The 14,911-nt window shown below is 37.7% G+C and carries 13 protein-coding genes; 3 read left to right on the forward strand and 10 right to left on the reverse strand.

Annotation, left to right across the window (positions count from 1 at the left end; all coding sequences use genetic code 11):
- The 6 genes from C8P67_RS21045 to C8P67_RS21070 all read right to left on the reverse strand — a co-directional run.
- Nucleotides 1-3,884, reverse strand: a 3,884-nt coding sequence (locus C8P67_RS21045) for a beta strand repeat-containing protein (RefSeq protein WP_394338671.1), incomplete at its 3' end; no start/stop codon positions are given.
- 264 nt (nucleotides 3,885-4,148) lie between these two features.
- Nucleotides 4,149-5,072: a methionyl-tRNA formyltransferase gene (locus C8P67_RS21050; RefSeq protein WP_170141503.1), complete on the reverse strand. Its 924-nt coding sequence runs from the start codon at nucleotides 5,070-5,072 to the stop codon at nucleotides 4,149-4,151.
- Nucleotides 5,073-5,074: 2 nt separating this feature from the next.
- Entirely contained in the window at nucleotides 5,075-6,199 is a 1,125-nt protein-coding gene (locus tag C8P67_RS21055) for an ABC transporter substrate-binding protein (protein WP_115815176.1), read from the reverse strand.
- Nucleotides 6,200-6,277: 78 nt separating this feature from the next.
- The gene (locus tag C8P67_RS21060) at nucleotides 6,278-6,829 is read right to left on the reverse strand and encodes a phage tail protein (protein WP_115815177.1); all 552 of its coding nucleotides are present in this window, start codon (nucleotides 6,827-6,829) and stop codon (nucleotides 6,278-6,280) included.
- A 29-nt stretch (nucleotides 6,830-6,858) separates the two neighbouring features.
- A complete protein-coding gene (locus C8P67_RS21065) occupies nucleotides 6,859-7,413 on the reverse strand; it encodes a phage tail protein (protein WP_115815178.1) in 555 nt (184 codons plus the stop codon).
- A gap of 39 nt (nucleotides 7,414-7,452) precedes the next feature.
- Entirely contained in the window at nucleotides 7,453-7,998 is a 546-nt protein-coding gene (locus C8P67_RS21070; protein WP_211319946.1) for a phage tail protein, read from the reverse strand.
- Between the two features lie 564 nt (nucleotides 7,999-8,562).
- Between C8P67_RS21070 and C8P67_RS21075 the strand changes: the two genes are divergently transcribed.
- The 3 genes from C8P67_RS21075 to C8P67_RS21085 all read left to right on the forward strand — a co-directional run bounded on the left by C8P67_RS21075 (nucleotide 8,563) and on the right by C8P67_RS21085 (nucleotide 11,262).
- Nucleotides 8,563-9,234, forward strand: coding sequence for a sensor histidine kinase (locus tag C8P67_RS21075; protein WP_115815179.1), 672 nt, complete (start codon nucleotides 8,563-8,565; stop codon nucleotides 9,232-9,234).
- A 3-nt stretch (nucleotides 9,235-9,237) separates the two neighbouring features.
- Nucleotides 9,238-9,903, forward strand: coding sequence for a response regulator transcription factor (locus C8P67_RS21080; RefSeq protein ID WP_115815180.1), 666 nt, complete (start codon nucleotides 9,238-9,240; stop codon nucleotides 9,901-9,903).
- A 96-nt stretch (nucleotides 9,904-9,999) separates the two neighbouring features.
- The gene (locus C8P67_RS21085) at nucleotides 10,000-11,262 is read left to right on the forward strand and encodes an asparagine synthetase B (RefSeq protein ID WP_115815181.1); all 1,263 of its coding nucleotides are present in this window, start codon (nucleotides 10,000-10,002) and stop codon (nucleotides 11,260-11,262) included.
- 96 nt (nucleotides 11,263-11,358) lie between these two features.
- On the opposite strand, the gene C8P67_RS21090 is transcribed toward C8P67_RS21085, so the two are convergent.
- The 4 genes from C8P67_RS21090 to C8P67_RS21105 all read right to left on the reverse strand — a co-directional run bounded on the left by C8P67_RS21090 (nucleotide 11,359) and on the right by C8P67_RS21105 (nucleotide 14,911).
- Nucleotides 11,359-12,162 (reverse strand): endonuclease/exonuclease/phosphatase family protein, encoded by an 804-nt coding sequence (locus tag C8P67_RS21090; RefSeq protein ID WP_115815182.1) that lies wholly within the window; start codon nucleotides 12,160-12,162, stop codon nucleotides 11,359-11,361.
- A 70-nt stretch (nucleotides 12,163-12,232) separates the two neighbouring features.
- Nucleotides 12,233-12,640: a hypothetical protein gene (locus C8P67_RS21095; RefSeq protein WP_115815183.1), complete on the reverse strand. Its 408-nt coding sequence runs from the start codon at nucleotides 12,638-12,640 to the stop codon at nucleotides 12,233-12,235.
- Between the two features lie 103 nt (nucleotides 12,641-12,743).
- Nucleotides 12,744-13,640 carry a hypothetical protein gene (locus C8P67_RS21100; RefSeq protein ID WP_115815184.1) on the reverse strand — a complete coding sequence of 299 codons (897 nt, stop codon included), beginning with the start codon at nucleotides 13,638-13,640 and terminating at the stop codon, nucleotides 12,744-12,746.
- A 5-nt stretch (nucleotides 13,641-13,645) separates the two neighbouring features.
- Nucleotides 13,646-14,911, reverse strand: coding sequence for an ABC transporter permease (locus C8P67_RS21105; protein ID WP_115815185.1), 1,266 nt, complete (start codon nucleotides 14,909-14,911; stop codon nucleotides 13,646-13,648).

Here is a 14,911-nt window from a genome sequence, read left to right on the forward strand (position 1 = left end):
GCAGGAGCCGCCAGCTGCGCAGGAATGGTCACGGCAGCCGAAGCAGCCGAAGCGCAAAAGAGTGCATTTGTGGCAATAAAAGTATAGGCAGTTCCCGGAGTCCCTGTAATGGCACCCAAAGCTCCTACAGTTACCCCAGTCGGAGTTGAGGCGTAAGTCAGAGCAGCAGAATAATTGTCAATCGATGCCGTTCCGTCAGCCGAGCATGTAGCCGGAGCAGTGGATACGGTCGGTGCTGTTGGAGCCGCCAGCTGCGCAGGAATGGTCACAGCAGCCGAAGCGTTCGAAGCACAAAAGAGTGCATTTGTAGCAATAAAAGTATAAGCAGTTCCCGGAGTCCCTGTAATGGCACCCAAAGCGCCTACAGTTGCCCCTGTCGGAGTTGAGGCGTAAGTCAGAGCAGCGGAATAATTGGCAATTGAAGCCGTTCCGTCCGCCGAGCATGTAGCCGCAGTAGTGGATACGGTTGGTGTTGCTGGAGCTGCCAGCTGCACCGGAATGGTCACAGCAGCCGAAGCAGCCGAAGTGCAGGAGAGTGCATTTGTGGCAATAAAAGTATAGGCAGTTCCCGCAGTCCCTGTAATGGCACCCAAAGCCCCTACAGTTGCCCCCGCCGGAGTTGAAGCATAAGTTAAAGCAGCGGAATAATTGGCAATTGAAGCCGTTCCGTCCGCCGAGCATGTAGCCGCAGTAGTGGATACGGTTGGTGTTGCCGGAGCTGCCAGCTGCACCGGAATGGTCACAGCAGCCGAAGCAGCCGAAGTGCAGGAGAGTGCATTTGTGGCAATAAAAGTATAGGCAGTTCCCGCAGTCCCTGTAATGGCACCCAAAGCCCCTACAGTTGCCCCCGCCGGAGTTGAAGCATAAGTTAAAGCAGCGGAATAATTGTCAATCGAAGCCGTTCCGTCAGCCGAACAGGTAGCCGGAGCAGAGGATACGGTCGGCGCTGCCGGAGCCGCCAGCTGCACTGGAATTGTAACCGAAGCCGAAGCGTTCGAAGCACAAGAGAGTGCATTGGCAGCAATAAAAGTATAAGCAGTTCCCGGAGTCCCTGTAATAGCACCCAAAGCGCCTACAGTAGCCCCCGCCGGAGTTGAAGCATAAGTCAGGGCAGCGGAATAATTGTCAATCGAAGCCGTTCCGTCAGCCGAACAGGTAGCCGCAGTAGTGGATACGGTTGGTGTTGCAGGAGCCGCCAGCTGCGCAGGAATGGTCACGGCAGCCGAAGCAGCCGAAGCGCAAAAGAGTGCATTTGTGGCAATAAAAGTATAGGCAGTTCCCGGAGTCCCTGTAATGGCACCCAAAGCTCCTACAGTAGCCCCAGCAGGAGTTGAAGCATAAGTCAAAGCAGCGGAATAATTGTCAATAGAAGCCGTTCCGTCAGCCGAGCAGGTAGCCGGAGCAGAGGATACGGTTGGTGCTGTTGGAGCCGCCAGCTGCGCAGGAATGGTCACGGCAGCCGAAGCGGTCGAAGCGCAAAAGAGTGCATTTGTAGCAATAAAAGTATAAGCAGTTCCCGCAGTCCCTGTAATGGCACCCAAAGCGCCTACAGTAGCCCCTGCCGGAGTTGAAGTATAAGTCAAAGCAGCGGAATAATTGTCAATCGATGCCGTTCCGTCAGCCGAACAGGTAGCCGGAGCAGAGGATACGGTCGGCGCTGCCGGAGCCGCCAGCTGCGCAGGAATGGTCACAGCAGCCGAAGCGTTCGAAGCACAAAAGAGTGCATTTGCAGCAATAAAAGTATAAGCAGTTCCCGGAGTCCCTGTAATAGCACCCAAAGCGCCTACAGTTGCACCAGCCGGAGTTGAAGCATAAGTCAAAGCCGCTGAATAATTGGCAATCGAAGCTGTTCCGTCAGCTGAGCAGGTAGCCGCAGTAAAGGATACGGTTGGTGTTGTCGGAGCCGCCAATTGTACTGGAATTGTAACCGAAGCCGAAGCGTTCGAAGTACAAGTCAAGGCATTTGCAGCAATAAAAGTATAAGCAGTTCCCGCAGTACCTGTAATAGCACCCAAAGCGCCTACAGTAGCCCCAGCAGGAGTTGAAGCATAAGTTAAAGCAGCGGAATAATTGGCAATCGAAGCCGTTCCGTCAGCCGAGCATGTAGCCGCAGTAGTGGATACGGTCGGAGCTGCCGGAGCCGCCAGCTGCACAGGAATGGTCACAGCAGCCGAAGCGTTCGAAGCACAAAAGAGTGCATTTGTAGCAATAAAAGTATAAGCAGTCCCCGGAGTCCCTGTAATGGCACCCAAAGCGCCTACAGTTGCACCAGCTGGAGTTGATGCATAATTCAAAGCAGCGGAATAATTGGCAATTGAAGCCGTTCCGTCAGCCGAGCAGGTAGCCGCAGTAGTGGATACGGTTGGTGCTGTTGGAAGAGATGTAATAGTTATCACGGCGCTGCCGGTCATCGTTGCGGTACATCCTCCTAGAGTTTTTGTAGCCAATACGGTATAGGTTGTTGCGGTTGTCTGGCTACCGAAAGAAATAGCCGATCCTGTACCGGCCACAGCCGATCCCACATTGGTAACGCCGTTTTTTAATTGGTAGTTAACCCCCGTTTCAGAATTTACCAAGCCAACGGCTACTCCCGATCCACCTGTGCAATACGATGCCGTGCCAGTTACGGAATAGGCAGTAGGTAAAGTATTAACGGTTCCCGAAACAGCTATATTTCCACTTGTAGCACCAGTAGAAGAACAAACTATATTACCGGAAGGAGTACCCGTAGCAGCCGTTGTGATTCTTGTAAATATGGTTGTTGTACCAACAGTGCCACTTGTTGGAGTTAAGCTTACTGATGATCCATAACCACTCCCTGATGAAGTAGAAACCTCAAAACCAGTAGGAGCAGTAACTGTTAAATTAGCGGTGAGAGCGACGCCATTAACCGTAAAACTTTGTGATGCGGAGGCTGTACCAGCGCAAGCAGAAAATGCTGTAGTTGTTCCTGATGTGATGATAGTAGGAGATAGTGGGGAAGTAGAAATTTGACCTGAATTTCCTACTGCAACAAACTGTGTACCTGAGAATGTGACTGATCTTAGGTTGTTTGTTGTATTTGTAGCAGTTACTGGTGTCCAAGTAGCTCCATCTAAAGAGGTAATAATACTACCAGCCTGCCCTACAGAAACATATTTATTGGCTGTAGTAGTTGAACCAAAAATAGAGCTTGTTGTAAAATTTGTATTCAAATCCCAACTAATTCCACCAGAGGAGGTTAAAATAGGATAACTAGGTGCTACACCTCCAACAACAAATTTTCCTGAACGATAGGCAATTGTATATAAAATAGTACTAACACCAGAAGTTTGAGGATTCCAAGTTACTGCGTTGTTACTTGAAGTGTATATATTACCTCCTTGACCAACAATGCAATATTTACTGCCATCATAAGCAATTGCTCTGAAGTGAACATTTGAAATATTTTGGCTTCGTATTGTCCAAGTTAATCCATCTGGGGAGGTTATAATTGCACCGTTCTGGCCTACACCAACAAACTGACTATTGAGGTATTCAATTGCTAGAATTGCAGTTTGGCTACCAAAAATTGTACTTGTTAGTATAGAACTCCAGGTAATACCATCAGTAGAGGTACAAATATTGGCATTACCGCTAGCAACAAATCTTCCATTTCCGTATGCAACAGATTGCAAAGAAGCTGTCGCATTAGAAGTTCTAATATTCCAAGCAGTTCCATTGGTAGAAGTTATTATAGTGCCTGGATTGCCATCACCCACAGCAACATACATAGAATTTGCATAGATAACATCATTTAAAGTATTAGAAGGAACAGGTGTTGTTTGTGTTGTCCAGGTGTCTTGTGCCCGAAGGTTATATACAATAAGAAAGACACTTAATGCATAGAGTAATTTTTTTTTCATAACGAGGCGGTTTTGATGTAATAATTTTATACAGATAGTCTAATTCGTTTAATTGTTCAATATGTTTTTAATGAAAAGAATTGCCTTAATCATTTTATCATTTGCTTTAATTTATATTACAACAAGTAAGTGTTCCAAATATTTTTTTAACACTGATTGTAAAGATTCTAACAGATTTATCAATAAATTATTTAAGAAATCTGTGTGAATATTTTTAATCTGTAATCAATTTTATAGGTTTGACATTACTTACGAATATTCATATTAATCTAATTTATCTCCTTTTCGTAAACCAAATTGAGTCATTTTATATCCAGGAAAATAGCCTTCTTCACAATAAACTACTTCCACTTTAATTGCTTTTTTATCAGCACAGGCAATAATTAAACCGTTCGACTCATCAAGAGCTATTACTGTACCTGGTATTGTTTCAGCTGTTACAGCTGTAAATGACAGACTTGCATCTGTAATGCCAAAAGTCCAACCCTTATATTTTGTAGCCGCTCCTTTTTGCCAAGGATTACATGCTTTTATTATTGCTCTTACTTCCCATGATGTCATTGTTGTCCAATCTATAAATAAATCTTCCAGTTTGGGATGACTGTACCACTTCGAAGAGGCATTGTGTTGTTTTTCGGGTTTTAATGTTCCGTTTGTCAAGGCTTGTAGTAATGAGGTAGTAACTTCCAAGCCGGTATTAGCCAGTTGTCCAATCAACATTCCAAAACTGGCGTCAGGATAGATGTGTACTTCTTTGGTTACCAATACATCTCCAGTGTCTAAATCTTCGTCCATTTGATGTACAGTTACTCCGCCTATTGATTCTCGATTTCTAATCATCCAAAATAAAGGGTTAGGGCCTCTAAATGCAGGCAGGGGAGCATAATGAAAATTAATAAATCCAAATTTGGGAATAGAAAGTATAGTTGCTGGAATTTTCCATGGAAATGTTTTAACTAAAACCACATCTGGCTGATGAATTTCAAGCCATAAGGTAAGCTCACGTTCTAAATTATCTTTTTGAAATATTTTGAATGGAATATTTACTGAATCGGATAGTTTTTTTAAGAATAAAGCGGTTTCACCAACACGATCAGAAGTGCCAATTGCAATAACTGATTGCTGTTGAATCAGGTTTTGCAAGGCAGGAAATCCTAGTCGGTCGTTACAGAGTATAGCGATTTTCATCTTTAGGTGCATAAAAAATTATTCTTCCATCCAGAAGACATTTCTTCTTGTTTTTGAGTCCAGTTTTGTTGATGTTCTTCCTTGGTTACCTCTAGTTTTTCTTCAATCTCCAACACACATTTTCCATCAATATCCGGAACAATTATTCCTTTATACAATGGAGCATAACTGCTTTGAGTAACAGAATCAAAAGTGACTTTGCCACGTGGACTTTCGAACGACCAGTTTGCCAGAGATTGCGGGCCATTATTTAATAGATGGTTCACAGCTATAGCTGCTTCCCAGCCTAATAGATGAAACAAGTTGGCAGTTTTGTTTTTTTGTTCACGAATAGTGGTAAGAAATAAATGCTGTGCTTCATTCTCTACAGACGATGACCAGGGAACTATTGTATGAAATGTTCCAGTAGGAAAATCACATTTGGTTAATAACGTTTCTTCTGCCATAAACGGAGAACAATAAAAAGGGAAAGGTGTTGCGGATTCCCCCTTGTTCTTTAATTCCTTTAAAAAAAGGTCAGTCAGGTAAATGCTAAAATTTGCTATTACAGCCTGAGGTTCATTTTCGTTAAGTAATTCGAGATATCTATCGATAGTGAATTCGCTGATTTTATGTGTACTAACGTAGTTGCCTGATACAGCTCCTCCTGTTAAGTCTAATCCTTTCGTAGCAAAAAGAGATCCCCTATATCCCGCATCAAAAAAAGAATTTGCCATCATTACGTTTCTCTCTCCTTCACCTGCTAATTGACCTAAACGGAAACAGGTATCAATTCCTTGTAAATTAAGAAACCAGTTATTTGGAATTTTATCAATTGTTGCCGTTTGCATTCCTGTGTCCAAAAACAAAAAGGCTCTGCCAGATGATTGTGCCATTTGGTAGAGTGGTTCTGCATTTTGAATATTGCTGTATGCAATTAAAAGTTGGACATCGTCTTGTAAAAGCAATTTTTCGGCTTTTGCATAACTGAGTTGTTGGTCATCTCCAAATCCAATGTTTTCGGTAATTAATTGAGGATCCAAGATTCCTAATAAATGCAGGTGGGTGCGTAGTCCATCCAGGATATCAAATCCCATAGCGGGATAGTCAGTTGAGCGAGGTAATAAAAGACCTATTCGTACAGGCATAATTTAATGAATTAAAAATTATTGAAAAAGGAAATGAGAGCTTTGTTGTATCTCATTTCCTTTTGTAATTGATTGCAATTATTGACGTGGTGGAAAAGATCCAGCCAGGCAAATAATATAATTTAATGCCAAGTATGGATTTATTGTTGATATTGGTGCCGGTGTATTTGTTCCTGCGTTTGCCATTGTAAGGTTACCTGCAAAAGGTTTTAAGCCAACATTGGCAGGAGTCGTAAATGGTGTATTACTTCCTGAAGGATCCTCTCCATACGCATTGTTGGTTGTAACAGCTGAAGTAGCGCTAGTTGCTGAATCTTGTGCTATTTTGTATGCAAAAGGATGCGTATGCAATGGGATTTGTGCCGAGGTGATAACCATAGTTTCAGTTCCACCATCATCCCCCAAGCTGTAAGGACTTAATGCTGGACCTTGTCCTGCGCCTATCACTGCACGTCCTTGTAAATCAGGAAGCTTAAAGTTAGTGGTTCCGTTACCGCCATAAGTAGTTCCTAAAATTGAAAATAATACAGTATTTCTTTGAATAGCAATTGTTTGTCCTTGACAGTATGCCCAATTATATGGCTCGAAATTACCTGCAAAAAGAGTAGTGTATCCAATAACTCCATCCATGATATATATGTTTTAAAATTGTGTAAAGATTAGTTTCTTGAAGGGAAAATTCCTTCTACTGCAATAATATAGTTCATTGCCAAGTAAGGTGAAATAGTTTCTATAGGTGAACTGTTTCCTCCCCCAGGTTGTGTTATAGCGTTGCCAGTGTAAGATCCCATGGCTGATTTGCCAGCGGGAGATCCATACTGAGTTGTACCAGAAGCTGGTACAGTTGCATTAGTTGGTGTATCTACTCCGGTAGTATCTGTCGATCCTTGTGGAGTGCCTGTTAATACAGGGGTTAGGTGATTATGTATTGGGAGATTTGTGGTAAGAAGTGTGGTGGTTTCTGATCCTCCAATTTGTCCCAGTACATATTTTGACATACCTGGCCCTTGACCTATGTGAATGGGTCTACGGCCTCTAAAGTCTGGAAGACCAAAAGTTTCTTGGCCATCGCCTCCATATGTGGTTCCTATTAAGGCATATAGAACATTGTATTCGGCAATAGATAATAATTGTCCTTGACAGAACATCCAGCTTACTGGAGCATAATTACCGGCAAAGACGGTTACAGTTGCAATAAATGGTTGTACAAACATAATTTTAGTTTTTAATGAGTATAATATTATTTAGTGAATTTAATTACGGCTAGGAAATACTCCCTGTAAACATATTATATAGTTTATTGCCAAGTAAGGAGATTGTACACTAAATGGCTGGCTTCCTCCAGCATTTCCAATATTTGCCTCCGCAGACAATAGATTTGCCATAGGAGTATTGCTATTGGTACTAAAGCTGTTTGCAATACCACTGCCCATATAGCTATCTTTTGGTGAAGCTTCAAATCCAGATGTATTATTAGCACCCAATGATAGGCTTACAGCCCCGTTGTGGTTGTGGGGAGGCATATTGTTTATTTGCATAACCTGTGTAGTAGTGCCACTTGCTTCAGCCAGTACATAGACTGCTCCTGATACAGATGAAGTGCCAGTACCAACAGCAATTCGTGAACGTAAATCTGGCAATGCAAAAGTGGTAATTCCATTACCGCCATATGTGGTTCCTAATAATGCAAATAAAGCCTGATTAGTACTCATCGAAAGTAATTGGCCATTACATTGCGTCCAATTTCTTGGAGTATCTCCATAAGCTACTGCTGTAATCACTGCCATTGTTCCGTCCATAATAAATTAAAGTATTAAGTTAATATTCCTTTGAAATTTGTTTTATTTTAATAGTAATTATATATCTATTACTTATTTATAATAAAAACATTATAAATATTTTATAAAATATTGATAGATAGCATTTTGTGTTTTAAATAATAATATTATTCTTATTTCAAAGTTATTGTGTCAATATATTACTATTGGAAAAAATGTTATAAACGCAGCAATTAATGTCATAAGATTCAGAAATGATACGTAAAAGGTTTTCAGAATTTAATTTTTCAAAGTATAGAGAAGTATGAACTGATTAATAGATTTATTTTATTGATTATTAATTAGTTATATGTTTGTAAATATAGCATAAAGCTTAAATAGAGTGCAGAGAAATTAACTGAATATTCTATAGGGAAATGATTTTTATTTAATTTTAATCAGCAGGAAAATATTTAATTTGTATAATATTTGTTGTTTTTGAATACTTAGTAATTCTAAAAAACATCATTTTGTTAAAAAAATTAAATTGTAATTTATGAATTAATGAAGAAGAATAAATAATAATTAGGTAATTTAGATGTAATTATGGAAAAGAGAGTAGAATTTAATAGTTTAGATATTTCTCCAAGCAAAAACCAATTGTCTGCTGCTGTTCGTACACTGGAAATGGACAGAAAGCGGATTGCTCAGAATTTACATGATGAAATTAGTTCAAAGTTAAATGTGATTTCTCTAAATTGTCATTTGTTAAAAATCCCAAATCTGCCACAAAAGGATATAGAAGAAATTACCAAAAATATTATTGATTATACTTCAAAAGCATTAGACAGCTCTAAAAAAATGACGTACAGTTTACTGCCTCCAGTTTTGGATAAATTTGGTCTCCATGCCGGAATTGAAGAATTATGCGCAGAATTGACCGATAGTGAAAATGTTGATATACAATATGAAAACAATATCCAGTTCAATTTTAATGACAATGATAAACATATTCATGTTTTTAGAATTTTGCAGGAATTGTTGGCAAATTCCATACAGCATGGAAAAGCAACTTCAATAACGATTTCTTTCAATGAAAATGAAGGCGGGAAAATATGTAAATATTCAGATAATGGAATTGGTTTTGATTTGAATCTACTGGAAAGCCATGACGGTCTAGGGATGAAAAATGTGGCAGGCAGAGTATCTATTTTAGGAGGAAACCTAGCAATAGAATCACAAATGAACAGCGGTGTTTCATTTATTTTTAATTTTTAAATTATGAATAAAACTTTAAAAATAATTTTGGTTGATGATGAAGTGCTTTTCCGAAAGGGAATTTCATTTTTATTGACTAGAGAAGAGAATATAGAAGTTGTTTTTGAAGCCTCCAATGGACTTGAACTGATGGAGTTTTTAAAAGGAGATAATCCAAAACCGGACATTATTATCATGGATTTGAAAATGCCTTTCCTTAATGGCATTGAAGCGACAAAGATTATTCGAAAAGATTTTCCAGATATAAAAATAATTGCGTTAACCAGTTACGATTCAAAATCATTTATCGCAAATATGATAGATGTGGGAGCCGTTTCCTATTTAGTCAAGAACACTACCCCGCAGGAATTATTTGCTACCATCAATGAAGTAGCTGAAAAAGGTTTTTATTATTCAGATTATGTTATGGATATTATCCAAAATGATATTGTTGCCAATAAAAAAACTAAATGCAGTTTTGATACTAATTTTATCACTTCACGAGAGCTGGAGGTTTTGCAGCTCATCTGCAGACAAAAAAGCACAATAGAAATTGGCGAAAAGCTGTTCATAAGCCCAAGAACTGTTGAAGGCCACAGGAATAACTTACTTTTGAAAACAGAATCTAAAAATATTGCTGGATTGGTTGTTTTTGCGATTCAAAACGAATTGGTTTCCTTGGATATGTAATACATATAAATGAAAAAAAATTACTTTTCATTATTGTAAAAGATAAAATGAGTTCTTTAACAGCTTACCATTATCTTTGCTTTAAATAGTTTTAAAATGATTCGCAAAATACTTCCTTTTATATTTATTTTTCTAATGTCGATTACTGCCAAAGCATCTTTTATTTTGCTGCCAATGGACGAAACGACACAGCAAAATCATCTAAAAGCTTACGGAATTACCTATTGGTGTCTGGCCAAAAACTACAAAGCCAGCTGGCTGTTAAATTATCGAGGCGGTTCTTTTTTATTGCCCGATGCCGAAGAAATTAGAAAAGAATGTCAGATTCGCGGTGTAAGTTTTGAAGTGCTTTCAGATGCTGAACAGGCATCAATCCTGAATGAAATTTCCAGCCCTTCTCAAAACATGGAAACCGTAATTTTAGAAAAAGCTCCAAAGGTTGCCGTTTATACTCCAAAAGGGAAACAGCCTTGGGACGATGCTGTAACGCTGGTTTTAACATATGCCGAAATTCCATTTACACCTATTTATGATGAAGAAGTATTAAGCGATCAGCTATTATTGTATGATTGGCTGCACCTGCATCATGAAGATTTTACAGGTCAGTATGGTAAATTTTATGGAGCTTACAAAAATGTCCCTTGGTACATTGATCAAAAAAGAGATGCCGAAGCTTTGGCTAAAAAACTAGGCTATCCAAAGGTTTCTCAGGAAAAAGGCGCTGTTGCCAAAAAAATTCGCGACTTTGTAATAGGTGGCGGTTTTATGTTTGCCATGTGTTCAGCAACGGACAGTTTTGATATTGCTTTGTCTGCAGATGGAGTTGATATTTGCGAATCGATGTTTGACGGCGATCCAAGCGAGGCAAATTATCAGTCCAAACTGAATTTTAATAATACTTTCGCTTTCAAGAACTTTACTTTGGAACGAAAACCTGAGGAATATGAGTTTTCCAACATTGATATGACTTCGAAAAGAAGGATTCCAATGGATAAAGATTACTTTACGTTGATGGAATATTCGGCAAAATGGGATTTTATACCGAGTATGTTGTGCCAAAACCATACTCAGTTAATAAAAGGATTTATGGGACAGACCACAGCTTTTGATTCTGAATTTGTAAAATCAAATGTTTTAGTGATGGGAACCTGCGAACTCAATGGTGAGGCGAGATATATTCATGGCGAAAAAGGAAAAGGCATGTTTACTTTTTACGGAGGTCATGATCCCGAAGATTTTCAGCACCAAGTTGGTGATCCTGCGACAGTTTTAGATTTGCATCCCAATTCTCCAGGCTACCGATTAATTTTAAATAATGTTTTGTTCCCTGCAGCCAGAAAGAAAAAACAAAAGACGTAGTTTGGTCCTTAGTGAGATAAAAATAATCTGCGAATTTGCGGTAATTTATAAGCTTCTATTGCAAAAGATTATATGTGAATTCGTGGCCAAATTTCGTTAGTTCAAAGAGAATTCAAGCCAGATTGGAATGTGATCTGATATTTTTCGGGCTTCTTTTAGGGAGATAAATTTTTCGTAAAACAAAATCACATCCGATTTTAAATAATTTATCGAACTCGTTTTGTAAAACACATTGTCATACTCAGAAGCCAGACAATTAGAACCTTTACATTTTTTTTTTAATGATGTTTTTTGATTTTTTAAAATAGGAGCGAACCCCATTTTCTTTAAAGGCGTAAAAACCGAATTTGACTGAGGGCAATTGAAATCTCCTGCAAAAAGCAGATTTAGATTTGGATATTCCTGTGGTAGAAATTTGAAATATTTAATCTCGGTTTCGGGCTGTTTACTTTTGGTAATAGCATGGAAAGAGGCAATTGTTATTGTTTTTCCTTTAATTTCAAAAGTGGCAAAATAGGGCTCACGGTCAATTTCGAGATGATAATTGCGTTCCAGCCACGGTTTTCCTTTTAATTTTACATTATTGGTTTTCCAAAGAAAAGCATATCGTTCAGTTTTATACATGCTGCTCGATGTGGGATCGCTTATGCGGTAATCCCATTTTGTTCCTTTTCGGTTGAGTTCATCGGCGAGTCTCGCCACAGCTTGCACACCACCATTTCCAGCAACGACTTCCTGAATTGTTACAATATCGAAGTCCTTTACAGTATTGGAAATAAAGGCAATCTCCTGATTGGATTTGGATTTTCCAAAGTTCTCCAGATTCCATGAAAGAAGTTTGGTTTGAGAATAAAAGGAGGAGGCAAAAAGTAAAAAAAGAAAGCAGTATATTTTGTTCATTGATTTGAAATAATGCCCAAAGATAAAGATTGGAAAAGGATTATGAGTCTTCCTAGCCACAAAGAGTTATTTAATCGGCTTCTAGCTGATAGTGGTTTCCTTCATCGTCATTACCTTTTAGTTTGCCATAGTCCATCCATTCGACTTTAATGTCAATAGTCTCTTTGTCTTTATTGATAATTATGCCGGCGCCATATTTACCTTTAATATTGATAATGCCGGATACAGAATCTCCCTCTTGGTCCAATCCATTTACCATATAGTTGTATTTATAATTACCGTAAGTTCCAGTTCTATACTCGTATTTGTGTTTTAAATCTTTATGATAGGTCTTGGCTTCCTCCGGTGTAATCGTCTTAATGTCATCTGGAGTGATAACTTCTTTGAAGAAGGTTTGTGGTTGTATTTTTGGCTGTTCTTTTTTGCAGGAGGTTAGAAAACAGAAGGGAAGAAATATAAAAAGTAGTTTTTTTGTCATGTTTTTTATTTCGAAATTAGGGTGAGTACAGTTTAGATTTGTGGGGGAAACGGTAAGACATAATATTACAACCAAACACTTTTTTGCTAAACCAATAAATTAATTATTCTTTATTGGATATAAAATCTTTTATTATTTTGTCCATATTTGAAGGTAAGTCAGTATTTCTTATTTCGAATCTTTTTACTTTCATTGCTTTGAACCAATTTTCCCAATAGGTTTTTATCACATCTTCTTCATAAGGATTTTTTTGGTCCGGATTAATTCCCAATACAAGAATCTCAAGATTTGATAAATTGTCGTTAGCTTTTATAAAACCTAATTTTTGATTTATTATTTTTTCACTCCATTGCGGACTATTGAGATTATTGCTTTTTATTAATTCTGGAGAGAGATAAGTTGTTAGATTTCCGTCTTTTATCTGTGTGTCTTTGTAATAGATGTAGCCATCAGTTAATATCACTAGAATATTTCGATAATCTTTTTCTACACAATAATCATTGATTTTTGTTTTGAAGAATTTCCATATATCAGAACCAATATAATTTCCATCTTTAATGGCAAGCTTGTATATTTCTAAAGGTTTAACTGCATAAGTAGTTTTACTTTTGCTGATTATTTCTTTTGAAACATTTCCTTTGTTGAATTCAATTTTTAAATCTTTTGAGATCTTGTTTATTTCAGGATTAAGGGGAGTTGGATCAAAGAATAACTGAATTTTATCATGCGCCAGTATAACTTTTTTACTTCGGACATGTTCTGTAAATGCTTCAGAAACTGAATTGATGTATCCAACATCTCTCAGATAATATTCCATTGTTGGGTTGGGAAATTTCGTTGGACTGATTCTATCTGATAAATCAAGCAATAGACTAATGTTTAAATTTTTTGAAACATCTTTTGCTTTAGAAACATTGATACTCTCTTCTTTTTCTTCATTTTTGCAAGAAAAAGTAATGATAGTAAATAGTATGACTAGTAGTTTAAAGTTTAGTTTCATCGTGTTTAATTTTTTGAATATACTAAGTGTTGAAAATCAGGATCAATAAGATTTAGCTGTTTCAGATGTTCTGTCGATGTAGATTCACAGTTTGCTAATAATTCTTCTTTTTCTTTATATGGTAACGCAATTTCAGTTCCAATTGCCTGATACCATCCTTCTTTGTATTGGTGATGATAGTTAAGATATTCTTTGACAGGAAATACAAATCCATCTATTTTGGATTGTAATTCTCGGATTGTGCCATTAGTACTTACAACCTTTTGTTTAAAATCATTTATTTTATTTGAATTTTCTAATTTGACTTTTTCCAGATTAGCTAGTTCTTCTTTTTTTCCACGAATGAATACTCTGATTTTATCCATATTTTCATGTTCCTTCATCACAAAGTCAAATACTAATCCCCAAATAATATAGACTACAAAGCCAGCAAAAATTATCATCCAAAATTCTGCCTGTTCTAATGCAATTCTTAAATTATAGACGGGAGAATCTGGTGTTTTATTGAAATCGTATATCTTTTTTTCAATTATGTAGGCCAATAATCCATCAAATAGGAAAGTTGTGGTAAATAAGGCAATCATTCTAAAAGTGTTTTTTATTCCCTTGCCTTTTTGAACCATGTGAATTATATATCCCAATCCCATAAATACAAATGGAATTGTAATAACCAGTACGCCTTCCAGCCAGCTGGCTTTAAAGGAATTGGTAAGAGCATCGGCATCAAAAATAGCTGCGGTTAAGCTGTCATCTGAAAATTCTTTGAAGAATGCGGAGTAAGATGCTGAGATATAAAAAACTAATAAGTAAAGAGTTATTGGAAGTATTAAGATCAAACCAACATAGAATTGTGCTTTTTGCCCTTTACCATCATCGATATATTTATTTGGATTGACTTTTACATCAACTATTTCCTGTTGAATGGTATCTGTTAAATTATTAAATTCTTGATCTTTCTGTTCATAAATAGCTATTGCTGTTTCATTTTTTTTAAGCTCAGTTCTACTTTTTTCCTGTTCTTCTTTGTATGGCTGTTTTAATCTTTCCTGTTCTAAACTTTGTTTTCTGCATTGATCTTCAAAACTGCTGAATAAATTTTGCAGACATGCTCTCAAAACAATAGGTTTTCCAGTTGCCTTAACTGAGGCCGCAAACCCGCTTTGGTAATAAGTTATTCGGATTTGCTCTCTATTTTCTTCATTTTCTTCAAAAGAATTTGATTGTGGTTCTTCAATTTTTTTCAAGCTGAATATTTGCTGAAGTGATTTCAT

Origin of the sequence: Flavobacterium aquicola (assembly GCF_003385115.1) — a bacterium.
GTDB lineage: Bacteria > Bacteroidota > Bacteroidia > Flavobacteriales > Flavobacteriaceae > Flavobacterium > Flavobacterium aquicola.

Coding starts and splice junctions, on each gene's coding strand:
- C8P67_RS21050 (WP_170141503.1), bottom strand. CDS start 5,072: ATGAAAATCGCTATACTCTGTAACGACCGACTAGGATTTCCTGCCTTG.
- C8P67_RS21055 (WP_115815176.1), bottom strand. CDS start 6,199: ATGCCTGTACGAATAGGTCTTTTATTACCTCGCTCAACTGACTATCCC.
- C8P67_RS21060 (WP_115815177.1), bottom strand. CDS start 6,829: ATGGATGGAGTTATTGGATACACTACTCTTTTTGCAGGTAATTTCGAG.
- C8P67_RS21065 (WP_115815178.1), bottom strand. CDS start 7,413: ATGTTTGTACAACCATTTATTGCAACTGTAACCGTCTTTGCCGGTAAT.
- C8P67_RS21070 (WP_211319946.1), bottom strand. CDS start 7,998: ATGGACGGAACAATGGCAGTGATTACAGCAGTAGCTTATGGAGATACT.
- C8P67_RS21075 (WP_115815179.1), top strand. CDS start 8,563: ATGGAAAAGAGAGTAGAATTTAATAGTTTAGATATTTCTCCAAGCAAA.
- C8P67_RS21080 (WP_115815180.1), top strand. CDS start 9,238: ATGAATAAAACTTTAAAAATAATTTTGGTTGATGATGAAGTGCTTTTC.
- C8P67_RS21085 (WP_115815181.1), top strand. CDS start 10,000: ATGATTCGCAAAATACTTCCTTTTATATTTATTTTTCTAATGTCGATT.
- C8P67_RS21090 (WP_115815182.1), bottom strand. CDS start 12,162: ATGAACAAAATATACTGCTTTCTTTTTTTACTTTTTGCCTCCTCCTTT.
- C8P67_RS21095 (WP_115815183.1), bottom strand. CDS start 12,640: ATGACAAAAAAACTACTTTTTATATTTCTTCCCTTCTGTTTTCTAACC.
- C8P67_RS21100 (WP_115815184.1), bottom strand. CDS start 13,640: ATGAAACTAAACTTTAAACTACTAGTCATACTATTTACTATCATTACT.
- C8P67_RS21105 (WP_115815185.1), bottom strand. CDS start 14,911: ATGAAATCACTTCAGCAAATATTCAGCTTGAAAAAAATTGAAGAACCA.